We start from the raw sequence: 12,420 nt of genomic DNA on the forward strand, positions 1-12,420 counted from the left end.
ATCAGAAGCTGTACTTGACGTTGATGCCGAAGTTGTCGCGGTCCGCGAAGGGGGTGTCGCCGGCATCGCCGAGGAAGGCGTTGTAGCGAGCCTCCACCGTGAAGTTGTTGAGGTAGCGCCAGGTGGTGCCGACGCCCAGGCGATGGTCACCTTCACCCATGCCGAAGGTGCCCGGAATGGAAGAGTCGCCTCCCAGGTTCTGGCTGAAGATCAGGGGCACGGTCAGGTCCCAGCCGTTGAAGATGTTCAGGTACTCAAGGGACAGGTTGAGGGTGTAGCCCCAGGAGCTCTTGTCGAAATACAGCTTGTCGGTGTTCGGCGTGACCAGCGGGAAGGCACCGCCGAGACCATCCGGAACGAAGGCGGTGAAGCTGGGTGCCTTGTCGTTGTCGAGCACCTCGTTGTAGCCCACCTCGCCAGTCAGGGTGGCGTTGTCGGCGAAGGGCGTGGTGCCGATGGAGTGGATGAACGACATCTGCGCCTGCATGGTTTCGGCGCGTACCGGGTGCGGTACCAGGCCGGTATCCACCAGCACCGGCTGACCGTCGCGATAGCTCACCTCGCCGCTGATGTTGGTGTCGCCGACCACGGTGGAGAAGCTCGCGCCGTAGAGGTCGATGTCCTCGAAGTAGTTCACCCGGTAGTTGGCGGTGTTCCAGTCGGTGAGGAAGTCGATCTGCGGCGCCTTGTCATGGAAGCGCACGTAGTAGAGACCGAACTCGGTGTTGTTCAGCGATTCCGCCACGTAGTTCAGCGCCACGCCGTACTGGCCGCTGTCACTGGGGTTGTCGTCGTGCAGGCGGCGGGTGATGCCGAAGGCATCGGTGAAGCCGCCTTCATCGATCTGGTCGGAAACGGAGAAGAAGCTGCCGACGCCGTCGATCTCGGTTTTCTTCCACTCGTACTGGTAGTACGCCTGGAGGCTCAGCGCGTCGGTCAGGTCGATCTGGCCGAACACCTGGCCCACCGGCAGGAAGAGTTCCTTGAGTTCCACACCCGGGGTGTTGGCCTTGGTGGCATCCACCGGGGCCATGGCACCGGAAATGCCGTTGCCGATGAACAGGCTCTCGCCCCAGCTCACCACCTGGTCGCCAACGCGCAGGTTGAGGTTGTGGCCGCCCAGGTCCCAGGTGCCGTAGACGTAGTGGTCCAGCAGGCGCAGATCATGACCGTGCTGGTCGATGGTGCCGTGAGGGAAGTGGTTGGCTTGCGAACACTGGCCGCCGGCGACGCAGTTGGAAGTGCCGGTGCCATTGTCGTTGCTGCGGTTGTAGACGTCGTCGTAGAACCCGCTGGCACGCACGAACAGGCCGAAGTCCTCCTTCCAGTTGAAGTTGGCCTCGGTGAGGAAGCTGGAGCGGTTGGTGATCAGGCTGCCCTTGTCGAAGGCGTTGTTGCCATCGTCGATGTTGGCGATGGCCGGGTTCGGGAAGCCATTGGACAGCGCATGGTCACGCGACTCGGTACGCCAGGCGACGGCGTAGGTGAGGGTGGTGTCCCAGGAAATCTTCAGGTCGTCGTTAGGCTGGAAAGCCAGCGCGTAGCTCTGCCCGGCCTGGCCAAGGGCTAGCCCCATGCAGGCAATGCGGATCGCGGAGTGAAGCGGCGCAAGGGGATGACCCTTTCTTGTTCTTATCATGATGTCGCTCTCGGCGTGTCTGGGCACAGCTCGGTCCGCCAGGCCCAAAATTGAGTTGAGTGTGGCGGGGCTGACTATGTGGTCACCGAGGGGGCGCAACATCGTCCGAAAAGACTACGAGGTTTGTACGAATTCGGAGGGGGTGGTCGGAACCTGTTGCCGGGATGTCGTTTCCCGGTTCCTGTGGAATTTTCTTAGTCCCATCGGACGATGTTGGCGCTTGGGGGCGCACTGAGAATCCGGGCAATTGCGCACCACAAACAACAAAAAGGGAGCATGCCCGATGAGCGCGAACAGCCCGAAATGGGACCAAAGCTGCGACGTACTGGTGGTCGGATCCGGGGCCGGTGCCATGACCGCCGCGCTCAGGGCACACGACCTGGGATTGAAGGTACTGGTGGTGGAGAAGAGCGACCGTTTCGGCGGCACCTCGGCTATCTCCGGCGGCGGAATCTGGATCCCCTGCAACCACCGCATTGCCGCGCTGGGCGGCCAAGACACGGCCGAAGAAGCCATCGCCTACATCCGCGCCGTGACCAACGGTGAGATCGACGATGGCCGCATCGAGGCCTATGTCGAGCACGGTCACCGCGCCATCCAGTACCTGGAAAAGCACTCGCGGGTGCGCTTCGAGGCCCAGGCCGCTTACGCCGACTACTACCCGGAGGTGCCTGGCGGAAAGCCCGGCTATCGCTCCATGGACCCGGGGCCCTTCGATGCCCGCGAACTGGGCGAAGACTTCATGCGCCTGCGCGAACCCTCGCCGGGCACCCTGATGCTGGGGCGCATGACCATGACCATGAAGGAAGCCCGCGTGCTGCTCTGCCGTGGGCCGGGCTGGATCGGCCTGACCATGAAGGTGATGTGGCGCTACTGGCGCGACCTGGGCTGGCGCCTGCGCTCGCGGCGCGACCGCTTCCTCACCCTGGGCAACGCCCTGGTGGCGGCGCTGCGGGCTTCGTTGAAGGATCGCGACGTAGCGCTGCAGCTTGAATGCCGGCTGGAAAAACTGGTGGAAGAGGGCGGCCGCATTGTGGGCGCCGAGCTGGTCCACCATGGCCGTTCCCTGCGCGTGGAGACCCGTTGCGGCGTGATCCTCGGCGCGGGTGGCTTCGAGCGCAATCAGGCCATGCGCGCCCAGTACCACCCGGAACCGTCACGCAGCGACTGGAGCGCCACGCCGCCGTTCAACACCGGTGATGCCATCCGCGCCGGCCAGGCCCTGGGCGCGCGTACTGCGCTGATGGACCACAGCTGGTGGGCACCCACCACCCATGTGGAGGGCGAGGAAAAACAGCGCGCGCTGTTCGTCGAGCGCAACCTGCCGGGCTGCATCATGGTGAACTCGGCGGGCGAGCGCTTCGTCAACGAGGGCGCGCCCTACACCGACATCGTTTACGCGATGTACGGCAGCAACCGTGAGGGCGCCACCAGCGTGCCCTGCTGGCTGATCTTCGATGCCGACTATCGTCACAAATACCCCTGCGGTGCGCTGCTGCCGGGCTATGCCATGCCCGACAGCCGCGTGCCGGCGCACCTCAAGAGTTACTTCCACAAGGCCGACAGCCTGGTGGAGCTGGCGCGCGCCATTGGCGTCGATGAGGCCGGACTGATGCGTACCGTGGAGCGCTTCAACCCGATGGCCGAAGCCGGCAGCGACCTGGATTTCCACAAGGGCGATTCGCTATTCGACCGCTATTACGGCGACCCCAGCGTAACCCCCAACCCCTGTCTGGCACCGCTGGTGAAGGCGCCGTTCTATGCGGTGAAGGTGGATGCCGGCGACATCGGCACCAAGGGCGGTCTGCTCACCGACGTGCATGCCCGCGTGCTGCGCGAGGACGGCGCGCCCATCACCGGTCTCTACGCCATCGGCAACAGCGCCGCTTCCATGATGGGCCGCACCTACCCGGGGGCTGGCTCCACTATCGGCCCGGCCATGGTGTTCGGCTTCCGCGCAGCGGAAGACCTGCATGCCCAGCGCGCCGCCGCTGCGACGGAAGGCAGCCGCAACGTGGCGCAGCCGGTCGACTGACGGACGGGGCCGCCGTGCGGCCCCTGGTGCACGCATTCCCCCCAACAGAAACAAAAAAGAGGAAGACGCGATGATCGATTTCACCGGCAAGACGGTGCTGGTCACCGGCGGCGGCGTGGGCATCGGCCGCGCCATGGTCGAAGCCTTCGCCCGCGCAGGCGCCCGGCTGGCAGTGGCGGAACGGGACGCCGAGCGCGCCGCCCAGGTGCGTGACTGGTTGGCCAGTTGCGGCGGTGAGGCGCTGGTGGTGGAAGCGGACGTGACCTGCAAGGAGCAGGTGGCCGCCCTGGCTGAACAGATCGAGGCACGTTTCGGTGGTCTCGACGTGCTGATCAACAACGTCGGCGACTCGCTGATGATCGCCAAACCGTTCGACGCCTACAGCGATGACGACATCGACCGGCTTTACGCCGTCAACCTGGGGCACGTGTTCCGCGTGACCCGCACCATGCTGCCGCTGCTGCGCCGTCAGGGTGCGGGCGGCAGCATCATCAGCCTGTCGTCTATCGAGGCCTTCCGCGGCATTCCCAATTGCAGCGTCTACGCCGCCTTCAAGGCTGCCATCGGTGGTTTCACCAAGAGTCTGGCCCTGGAACTGGGCCCAGTGGGCATCCGCGTCAACCAGATCGCCCCCGAATCCACCGAAACCCCGCAGCTGCCGATGTCCCTGATGATCGCGCCGGAACACTGTGCGCAACTGCCGAACTGGATTCCCCTGGGCCGGTTCGGCCAGCCGGAAGACATGGCCGGCGCGGCACTTTTCCTGGCCAGTCCGCTTTCCGGCTGGGTGACCGGCACCACGTTGCACGTGGACGGCGGCGCCCTGGCTGCTGCGGGCTGGTACCGCGACCCGAAAGGCACCTGGACCAATGTTCCGGTAATCACGGGCAACGGTTTCAACTTCTAGAACCCCAGCTTTCGCTGACTGCAACAAGGAACTCCGAATGAACGCGAAGAACTCCAGAGTCGCCGTGGTCACTGGCGCCAGTCGTGGCGTCGGCAAGGGCATCGCCATCGCCCTGGGCGCAGCTGGCATGACCGTTTACCTCAGCGGCCGTTCTGCCACCCAGAGCAGCAGCCAGCTGCGTGGCCAGACCCTGCCCGGCAGCCTGGCGGAAACCGCCGAAGCGGTAACCCGCGCTGGCGGCCGTGGCATTGTCGTGGCCTGCGACCATCGTGACGACGAGCAGGTGCGCGAACTTTTCGCCCGCGTCGAGCGCGAGCAGGGCCGCCTGGATCTGCTGGTGAACAACGCCACCTACATCCACGAAAACCTGATCGATCCGGGCCCCTTCTGGCAGAAGCCCCTGGAGATGGTGGACATCCTCGATATCGGCCTGCGCTCGTCCTATGTCGCCAGCTACTTCGCCGCGCCGCTGCTGGTGAAGAACGGCCACGGCCTGATCGCTTTCGTCTCCTCCTTCGGTGCCGGCTGCTACATGCACGGACCGGCCTACGGTGCGCAGAAGGCCGGCGTCGACAAGTTCGCCGCTGATATGGCCATCGACCTGGAAGACACCGGAGTCGCTGCGGTCTCGCTGTGGCTGGGTCCGCAGCGCACCGAACGCACCGCGATCGCGGGCGCCGAGCGTGCCGACCAGTACGAGGAGTTCCTCGCCATGGCGGAGACCCCGGAGTTCAACGGCCGTGTGATCAACGCGCTGCTGAACGACCCGGAGCTGGCCGCACGTTCCGGACAGACGCTTATCACCGCCGAGCTCGCCGCCGGCTACGGCATCACTGAAGACGCCGGGCGGCAGCCGCCGTCCTACCGCGACATGCTCGGCGCACCGCGTGTGCAGCACCCCGCGCGGGTGATCTGAACCGACCATCGCCCGGGATGCTCCGGGCGCTTCAACCACGGGACTGGAAGGGTTCCATGCAGGAGTGAGGAAGTGATGAAGATTCTGGTGATTGGCGGGACCGGCCTGATCGGCGGCCATGCCGCGCTTTACCTCAAGGACCACGGCCATGACGTGACCATTGCCGGGCGCAAACCAGCTGCAGAGGGCAGCGCACTCGCTGACCTGAAGCAGCTGCAGGGCGACTACGTCGCGGGTAGCTTCAGCCGTGATGACCTGGTCGGTTTCGACGCCCTGGTGTTTGCCGCCGGCAGTGATATCCGCCACGCGCCCCAGGGTGGCGACATCGACGCCCACTGGCAGCGGGCCAACGTCGAGGCCATTCCGCGTTTCTTCGAGCTGGCCCGCAGCGCGGGTGTCCGTCAGGCGGTGCTGGTGGGCAGCTTCTATCCCCAGGTGGCGCCGGAACTGATCGAGAGCATTCCCTACGTGCGGTCGCGCCATCTGTCGGATCAAGGCGTACGTGCACTGTCCACGCCGGACTTCCGCGTGTGCAGCGTCAATGCGCCCTTCGTGGTTGGTGCGGTGCCGGGGCTGAAGGTCGACATGTTCGAGGCCTATACCCGTTACGCCGAGGGCAAGTTCGCGCCGCTGCCGTTCTTCGGTCCGGCCGGTGGCAGCAACTTCATCTCCACCCGCTCGCTGTCCCAGGCGATCCTCGGGGCGCTGCTCCACGGTGAGTCGGGCAAGGCCTATCTGGTGGGGGACGAGAATCTCAGCTACGCCGAATACTTCGAGACCTTCCTGCGTGCCGTTGGCAACGACGCCGAGGTGCCGTCGCTGGACCAGGAGCATCCGCTGCTGCCGGACATGGCGCTCTACACCGGGCGCGGCAATACCGTTGTCTACGAGCCGGATACCGCCGAAGCCGCTCTGCTAGGGTATGTACGCAACGACATCCAGCGGGCGGTGAACGAGGTGGTGGCGCAGTATCGCGGGTGATGGTCTGACACGGTCCTCTCCCCAAGGAGGGGAGAGGGCCCGGGGGTTAGGAAAGCACCCGCTGGTGCGGACCCCGTCAACCGCACAAACCTGCCAATCCTCAGGGAACAAAAAAAGGCCCGCTTTCGCGGGCCTTTTTGCATCCATTCCCCCAATCAGATCGGCGAGCCCGGGAGGCCGGGGTAATAGGAACCGGCCGCCACGCCGCCATCCACCGACAGTTCGCTGCCATTGCAGTAGCTGGCTTCGTCGCTGGCGAGGAAGAGCGTGGCGCGGGCGATCTCCTCCGGTGCGCCAATGCGTTGCTGCGGCACGGTGCGGTACTGCGGAGCCAGCTCTTCCCGCGAGGCACCGGTGGGGTTGGACATGACGGTATCGACGCCACCCGGATGCACCGAGTTGACGCGCACGCCATGGGGCCCCAGTTCCAGCGCCGCAACCTTGGTCAGGCCGCGTACGCCCCACTTGCTCGACACGTAGGCCGCCAGCGCGTTGACCCCGCGCAGGCCATCCACGGACGAGATGTTGACGATGGAGCCGGCGCGCTGTTCGCGCATGATCGGCGCCACGCTACGGATGCCGAGGAAGGTGCCGGTGAGGTTGATCGACAGGGCGCGCTCGAACTGTGTTTGGGTCAACTCTTCGATGGCGCCGAATACCAGCACGGCGGCGTTGTTCACCAGCACGTCGATGCGGCCGTGGCGCTCCACGGTTTCGCGGACCAGCTGCTGCCAACCTTCTTCCTTGCTGACATCCAGGCGGCGGAAACTGGCCGCCTCACCCAGTTCCGCCGCCAGTGCGCGGCCTTCGTCCTCCAGCAGGTCGGCGATGACGACGGTGGCGCCTTCCTTGACGAACAGACGCGAGGTTTGCGCGCCCATGCCGCGCGCGCCGCCGGTGATGATGGCGACTTTGTTTGCCAGACGTTGCATGACGTTCTCCTTTAACCCCAATAAGCCTGGCCGCCATCCAGCGGGATGGTGGCGCCGGTCAGATAGCGGGCGTTGTCGCTGACCAGGAAGGCCACGGTGCGGCCGATGTCGTGTTCACAATCGCCCACCCGGCGCAGCGGAATGCTGCTGAAGAAGGCTTCCGCCTCCACCGGGTTGGCTTCGACCCAGCCGCGCAGGCCGGGGGATAGGGCGTGGGGGGCGATGACGTTGACGCGGATGCCGTCCACGCCCCATTCGCAGGCAGCCCCGCGGCTGAGCGAGCGGATGGCTTCCTTGGTTGCGGCGTAGTGGCCGTAGCCCGATGCGTCCCAGCGCACGGCGGCGGAGGAGGCCAGGTTGACCACGGCGCCATCACCCTTGAGGTGCGGGTAGCAGGCGCGCATCAGGCGCAGGGTGGCCATGGGACCTGAGTCGATGCCCTTCATGAAGGCTTCGTCCGTCACCTCGAGGATGCTGCCGAGCGGCACGATGTGGGCGTTGTTGACCAGGATGTTGAGGCCACCGAAGGCCTCCACCACTTGGGCCACGCAGCGATCGATATCCGCTGGGCTCATCACGTCGCATTCGACTGCCAGGGCGGTGCCGCCACGGCGGCGAATTTCGGCACAAGTCTCTTCCAGGGTGGCGCGGGTGCGACCGGCCACGGCGACCTTGGCGCCCTCGGCGGCCAGCGAGTAGGCGATACCCTGGCCAACGCCCTGGCCGCCTCCGGTCACCAGGGCGACCTTGCCTTGCAGCATGCTCATGCTTGTTTGCTCCCGAATCATTGGATTAACCGGCGATGCCGGAGATCGTCTGTGCGTTGTCGATGCGCAGTTCGGCGCCGTTGACGAAGCGCGATTCGTCCGAGGCGAGGAACAGCACCAGGTTGGCCACGTCTTCCGGCATGCACATGCGTGCCATGGGGTTGTCGCCGATGCCCAGGGCCACCGGATCGAGGTTGGGCACCAGGGACTGGGTCATGGGTGTCCAGATGCCGTCGGGGTGAATGGAGTTGCAGCGGATGCGGTAGCCGCTGTTCTTGCAGTGCATCGCGACGTTGCGGGTCAGGGCGGTGACGGCGCCTTTGGAGCCGGTGTAGGCGCACATGGGCGGCAGACCGCCGAGGGCGGCGACCGAGGACATCATGATGATCGAGCCGCCGGTGGCGTTGCGCTTCATTGCCTCGATGCCGTACTTGCAGCCGAGGAAGTAGCCATCGGCGTTCACCCGCATCACGTTGCGCCATTGCTGCAGGCTGGCCTCTTCGATCGTACCCAGGGGGCAGATGGCGGCGTTATTGACCAGCACATCGAGGCGGCCGAAGGTCGCCAGGGTCTGCTCGATTGCCCGCTGCCAATGCTGTTCCTCGGCGACATCGAGTTCGACGAACAGGGCTGCGGCACCGATCTCGGCAGCCAGGGCCGCGCCGGCCTCGCAGTCTATGTCCGCCAGCACCACCCGGGCGCCTTCGGCGGCCAGCAGAAGGGCATCGGCCTTGCCGACGCCGCTGGCGGCGCCGGTGATCAGTACGACCTTGTCTTGGACACGTTTCATTCAGCTCTCCTCAAGGGGGCCCGACCGGCCAGGGCGTCCTGTATGGCGTCTGCGCCGTACATGGCCGCCACAAGGTCGTCCAGGTGGGGATTGCGGCGTAGTTCGTTGCCGCCGTCGATGGCCAGGCTCTGGCCGGTGGTCCAGACCGATTCCGGGCCGGCCAGGTAACGCACAGCCCCTGCGATGTCCTCGGGTGTGCCGAGACGGCCGAGCGGTACCTCGTCGAGGAACGGCCGGCAGAGTTCGGGGCTGGCGAACAGGGCGCCAGTGGCCTCGCTGCGGAATAGTCCGGGACGCACGGAATTGACGCGGATGCCGGCGCTGGCCAGCTCCTCGGCGGCGCAGCGCACCAGACTTTCCAGGGCAGCCTTGGCGGTGCAGTAGGACGACAGCCAGCGGAAGGTCATCTGCGCGGCCGTGGACGAGATGCACACGATGGAGCCGCCGCCGTTGCGCGCCATCAGCGGGGCGCCATGTCGGATGGCGAGGAAGGCGCTCATCAGGTTTGCGTCAAGTTCGGCGGTGAAGCTCTTGGCGTCATGGTGCAGCAGGGGGCGAAAACCACCACCGCCCACTGTGGGGATCAGGATGTCCAGGCGCTGGTGAAGGTCGTAGGCCTGGTCCAGCGCCCGCAGCAAGTCGGCTTCCTCACAGGCGTCGCCGACGCAGCACTCGACCTGGGCGCCGGGCACCTGCCCGAGCAGGTCGTTGCGGGCTGCCTCCAGCGCCTCGGCTCGTCGGCCCAGCAGCACAACGCTGGCACCGTCCCTGATCAGCGCGAGGGCACAAACCCTGGCCAGGGCGCCGGTGCCGCCGGTGATCAGCGCAGTCTTGCCGCTCAGGGCCCCGATCACTGATTGGCTCCTTGCAAGGGCTGGTCCTGGGACCAGTCCAGCAACAGCTCGCGACAGGTGATGCGCCAGAGACCGTCAAGGCAGGCGAAGCGATCACGGTAACGGATGCCCCAATCCAGCTTGCGGGTGACGCCCTCGGCTTCGTAGATGTGGTTGGCGATGCAGTAGGTTTCGGCACTCGCCTCGAGGTCGTCCACCTCCGCCAGGTGGTTGTGGACATGGTGCTGGGTGACGCTGTAGCGACCCAGACCGTTCATTCCCGCGACGATGGCGTCTACGCCGTCGAAGCTGAAGCCGGGCCCTTTGAGTACTGCGTCGGGTGCGAACAGGCGGGCCAGTGCCGTCCAATCCCGTTTATCCACCGCCTGTGCGTAACGACAGACGAGTTCATAGAGCGCTTGCTTGTGCGATGCCTCGGACATGCCAGGAGCCTCCTTGTTTGTCCTGCGCGGTTGCAGGTGCCGGGAAACTCGCATCGCCGGGGCAGAGGGGCATCGGCCGATCGGACTATTGGTCATCGCGCAGGGCGCTAGTCCCCTCGGACGATGATTGGCCGGGTAGCGCCGGCTAGGTTGGGCGTTCCCCTTACATGGAGCAGCAGAGATGGCCGACGCCGTTGAAACACTTCTGGAAATCGAGCAGATCAAGCAGCTGAAGTACCGCTATTTCAGGGCGATCGACTGCCATGACTGGGCCTTGTTCGAAACCTGTGTGGCCGAGGACGTGACCACCGCGCTGGACAGCGGCAAGTACGCCTTTTCCGGTCGTGCCGGCTTTGTAGAGGGCCTGCGTGGGCTGATGGACCGGCCGACCCTGCTGTCCAAGCATCAGGGGCACCACCCGGAGATCGAGTTGGTCGCGCCTGATCGGGCCCGGGGCAGCTGGTACCTTGAGGATCATGTGATCGACACGGAGAACGGCTGGATGGTGCACGGCACGGCGTTCTACCAGGACGAATACGTCAAGCGCGACGGGGCCTGGCAGATTCTCTCCACTGGATACCGGCGCGTATTCGAAACGGTCACGGCGCCCATCCCGGAGCAGTTCAAGGTCATTTCCTGCTGGTTCGGACTGCCCGAGTGAACGAATAGCGCCCGCCGCTCAGCCGGCGCGCAGCTCGCGGATACCCTTGCCGAGGCGCTTGCGCAGCAGGGTGCGCAGGGTCACGCCGTCGGCGTAGCCCACCAGCCCGGCCACCTGGTCGACGCTGTGCTCGCTGGTTTTCAGCAGGTGCACGGCGCGTTCGATGCGCAGGTCCTGCACGTAGGCGAGCGGTGTTTTGCCCAGCACTTCGTGGATGCGCCGGGCGAGGGTGCGCTTGCTGGTGGCCAGTTCTCCGGCTGCTGCATCGAGGTTGAACCCCTCGGCCAGGCGCTCGCGTACCCAGCGGTCGAAGCGTTGCACCAGCGGGTCGGCATGGGCCAGGTGGTCGGAGAGGGCATAGGCCGATTGCGACGGCCGCGAGTCGACGATCAGGTAGCGCGCCACCAGGGCGGCCAGCTCCGGGCTGGTCTGGCGGATGAGCCAGAGGGTCAGGTCCAGGTGGCTGAGGGCGGCGCCGGCGGTCACCAATTGCCCGGAGCTGACGATCATCCGGCCGGCGTCGAGCTGCACCTGTGGATAACGTTGCCGGAACAGCGGTGTCAGCCACCAGGTGGTGGTGGCTTCGTGCCCGTCCAGCAAGCCGGTTTCCGCCAGCACGAAAGTGCCGATGCAGGCTGCGGCGATTCGCGCGCCACCTTCCGCCCAGTGACGCAGGGCGACAACCGCATCGGCTACGTCAGGGCGGGCCAGGGCTTGCTGCAATGGGTCGGGCATCTTGTAGCCCATGGCCGGGACGATCACCCACTCCGGCGTCGGGCAATCCGCCAGCGGTCGCACCGGAACGCCGAAACCCAGGGAGCTGTTCACTTCCGGCCTTACCCCGGCCAGGACCACCTCGAACTGCGGGCAGGGCAGTCCATGCAGGGTGGAAAGTTCGTTGGCAGTGGCAAGGGCGTCGAGCACGGTGGCCAGGCCGGTGTCGAACACACCCTCAAGGGCGAGGACGGTGAGCTTCATGGCGAGATCGCTACCAAAGTTGTCAATCGCGCCAGTATGGCAAAGGGGTAATGGGCCATAAAGTGAGCCCCACACCCCCTTGCTGCGGAGACTCGTCATGTATCAGAAGACACTCATTGCCGGTTGGGGCGACATGGACTTCAACTCCCATATGCGCAACACCGCTTACCTCGACAAGTCCGCCGACGTGCGCATGATGTACTTCGCCGACCGTGGCTTCCCCATGTCCGAGTTCCACCGCCTGCGCCTCGGGCCGGTGGTGATGAAGGACGAGATCGAATACTTCCGGGAATTCCACCTGCTGGACGCGATGGACATCAGCATGCGCCTGGCCGGCCTGTCCGAAGACGGCAGCCGGATGATGCTGCGTAACGAGTTCTACCGGGGCACCACGTTGGCGGCGCGGGTTACCTCCACCGCCGGCTGGTTCGACCTGGAGCAGCGCAAGCTGGTGGTGCCGCCACCGGCCCTGCTGGAAGCGCTCCAGGCCCTGGAGGAAAGCGAGGATTTCCGTGTGCTGCCGGGCAGCAGCCGCTGA

At 65.6% G+C, this 12,420-nt stretch carries 13 protein-coding genes; 6 read left to right on the forward strand and 7 right to left on the reverse strand.

What is annotated here, in order from left to right; translation table 11 throughout:
- Window position 1: 1 nt before the first annotated feature.
- Window positions 2-1,639 (reverse strand): DUF1302 domain-containing protein, encoded by a 1,638-nt coding sequence (locus E8F06_RS25455; protein ID WP_280372075.1) that lies wholly within the window; start codon window positions 1,637-1,639, stop codon window positions 2-4.
- Between the two features lie 283 nt (window positions 1,640-1,922).
- On the opposite strand from E8F06_RS25455, the gene E8F06_RS25460 reads away from it, so the two are divergent.
- The 4 genes from E8F06_RS25460 to E8F06_RS25475 all read left to right on the forward strand — a co-directional run bounded on the left by E8F06_RS25460 (window position 1,923) and on the right by E8F06_RS25475 (window position 6,478).
- Window positions 1,923-3,674 carry an FAD-binding protein gene (locus E8F06_RS25460; RefSeq protein ID WP_280372076.1) on the forward strand — a complete coding sequence of 584 codons (1,752 nt, stop codon included), beginning with the start codon at window positions 1,923-1,925 and terminating at the stop codon, window positions 3,672-3,674.
- A 70-nt stretch (window positions 3,675-3,744) separates the two neighbouring features.
- Window positions 3,745-4,581 (forward strand): SDR family NAD(P)-dependent oxidoreductase, encoded by an 837-nt coding sequence (locus E8F06_RS25465; RefSeq protein WP_280372077.1) that lies wholly within the window; start codon window positions 3,745-3,747, stop codon window positions 4,579-4,581.
- A gap of 37 nt (window positions 4,582-4,618) precedes the next feature.
- On the forward strand, window positions 4,619-5,497 hold the full coding sequence (locus tag E8F06_RS25470; RefSeq protein ID WP_280372078.1) for an SDR family NAD(P)-dependent oxidoreductase: 879 nt from the start codon (window positions 4,619-4,621) through the stop codon (window positions 5,495-5,497).
- A 75-nt stretch (window positions 5,498-5,572) separates the two neighbouring features.
- Window positions 5,573-6,478 carry an NAD(P)-dependent oxidoreductase gene (locus E8F06_RS25475; RefSeq protein WP_280372119.1) on the forward strand — a complete coding sequence of 302 codons (906 nt, stop codon included), beginning with the start codon at window positions 5,573-5,575 and terminating at the stop codon, window positions 6,476-6,478.
- Between the two features lie 155 nt (window positions 6,479-6,633).
- On the opposite strand, the gene E8F06_RS25480 is transcribed toward E8F06_RS25475, so the two are convergent.
- From E8F06_RS25480 to E8F06_RS25500, 5 genes are read right to left on the reverse strand one after another with little or no spacing between them, the layout of a single operon-like run.
- Window positions 6,634-7,410: a glucose 1-dehydrogenase gene (locus E8F06_RS25480; protein WP_280372079.1), complete on the reverse strand. Its 777-nt coding sequence runs from the start codon at window positions 7,408-7,410 to the stop codon at window positions 6,634-6,636.
- 11 nt (window positions 7,411-7,421) lie between these two features.
- The gene (locus E8F06_RS25485) at window positions 7,422-8,177 is read right to left on the reverse strand and encodes an SDR family oxidoreductase (protein WP_280372080.1); all 756 of its coding nucleotides are present in this window, start codon (window positions 8,175-8,177) and stop codon (window positions 7,422-7,424) included.
- A gap of 25 nt (window positions 8,178-8,202) precedes the next feature.
- Complete coding sequence (locus tag E8F06_RS25490; protein WP_280372081.1) at window positions 8,203-8,967, reverse strand: SDR family oxidoreductase; 765 nt, start codon at window positions 8,965-8,967, stop codon at window positions 8,203-8,205.
- Entirely contained in the window at window positions 8,964-9,821 is an 858-nt protein-coding gene (locus E8F06_RS25495; RefSeq protein WP_280372082.1) for an SDR family oxidoreductase, read from the reverse strand. Before E8F06_RS25495 ends, E8F06_RS25490 begins: the two co-directional genes overlap by 4 nt.
- Window positions 9,818-10,243 (reverse strand): nuclear transport factor 2 family protein, encoded by a 426-nt coding sequence (locus E8F06_RS25500; protein ID WP_280372083.1) that lies wholly within the window; start codon window positions 10,241-10,243, stop codon window positions 9,818-9,820. The genes E8F06_RS25495 and E8F06_RS25500 overlap by 4 nt, the downstream gene beginning before the upstream one ends.
- A 181-nt stretch (window positions 10,244-10,424) precedes the next feature.
- Between E8F06_RS25500 and E8F06_RS25505 the strand changes: the two genes are divergently transcribed.
- On the forward strand, window positions 10,425-10,904 hold the full coding sequence (locus E8F06_RS25505; RefSeq protein ID WP_280372084.1) for a nuclear transport factor 2 family protein: 480 nt from the start codon (window positions 10,425-10,427) through the stop codon (window positions 10,902-10,904).
- Between the two features lie 18 nt (window positions 10,905-10,922).
- Here the strand turns inward: E8F06_RS25505 and E8F06_RS25510 are convergent, their stop codons facing one another.
- Entirely contained in the window at window positions 10,923-11,882 is a 960-nt protein-coding gene (locus tag E8F06_RS25510) for a helix-turn-helix domain-containing protein (protein ID WP_280372085.1), read from the reverse strand.
- Window positions 11,883-11,979: 97 nt separating this feature from the next.
- Between E8F06_RS25510 and E8F06_RS25515 the strand changes: the two genes are divergently transcribed.
- Window positions 11,980-12,420 (forward strand): thioesterase family protein, encoded by a 441-nt coding sequence (locus E8F06_RS25515; protein WP_280372086.1) that lies wholly within the window; start codon window positions 11,980-11,982, stop codon window positions 12,418-12,420.

Source organism: Pseudomonas sp. BN411 (assembly GCF_029871235.1).
In the GTDB taxonomy this organism is placed as follows: domain Bacteria; phylum Pseudomonadota; class Gammaproteobacteria; order Pseudomonadales; family Pseudomonadaceae; genus Metapseudomonas.

What these genes read in the sequence shown, in the direction of transcription:
- E8F06_RS25455 (WP_280372075.1), bottom strand. Translation starts at nt 1,639, where the DNA reads ATGATAAGAACAAGAAAGGGTCATCCCCTTGCGCCGCTTCACTCCGCG.
- E8F06_RS25460 (WP_280372076.1), top strand. Translation starts at nt 1,923, where the DNA reads ATGAGCGCGAACAGCCCGAAATGGGACCAAAGCTGCGACGTACTGGTG.
- E8F06_RS25465 (WP_280372077.1), top strand. Translation starts at nt 3,745, where the DNA reads ATGATCGATTTCACCGGCAAGACGGTGCTGGTCACCGGCGGCGGCGTG.
- E8F06_RS25470 (WP_280372078.1), top strand. Translation starts at nt 4,619, where the DNA reads ATGAACGCGAAGAACTCCAGAGTCGCCGTGGTCACTGGCGCCAGTCGT.
- E8F06_RS25475 (WP_280372119.1), top strand. Translation starts at nt 5,573, where the DNA reads ATGAAGATTCTGGTGATTGGCGGGACCGGCCTGATCGGCGGCCATGCC.
- E8F06_RS25480 (WP_280372079.1), bottom strand. Translation starts at nt 7,410, where the DNA reads ATGCAACGTCTGGCAAACAAAGTCGCCATCATCACCGGCGGCGCGCGC.
- E8F06_RS25485 (WP_280372080.1), bottom strand. Translation starts at nt 8,177, where the DNA reads ATGAGCATGCTGCAAGGCAAGGTCGCCCTGGTGACCGGAGGCGGCCAG.
- E8F06_RS25490 (WP_280372081.1), bottom strand. Translation starts at nt 8,967, where the DNA reads ATGAAACGTGTCCAAGACAAGGTCGTACTGATCACCGGCGCCGCCAGC.
- E8F06_RS25500 (WP_280372083.1), bottom strand. Translation starts at nt 10,243, where the DNA reads ATGTCCGAGGCATCGCACAAGCAAGCGCTCTATGAACTCGTCTGTCGT.
- E8F06_RS25505 (WP_280372084.1), top strand. Translation starts at nt 10,425, where the DNA reads ATGGCCGACGCCGTTGAAACACTTCTGGAAATCGAGCAGATCAAGCAG.
- E8F06_RS25510 (WP_280372085.1), bottom strand. Translation starts at nt 11,882, where the DNA reads ATGAAGCTCACCGTCCTCGCCCTTGAGGGTGTGTTCGACACCGGCCTG.
- E8F06_RS25515 (WP_280372086.1), top strand. Translation starts at nt 11,980, where the DNA reads ATGTATCAGAAGACACTCATTGCCGGTTGGGGCGACATGGACTTCAAC.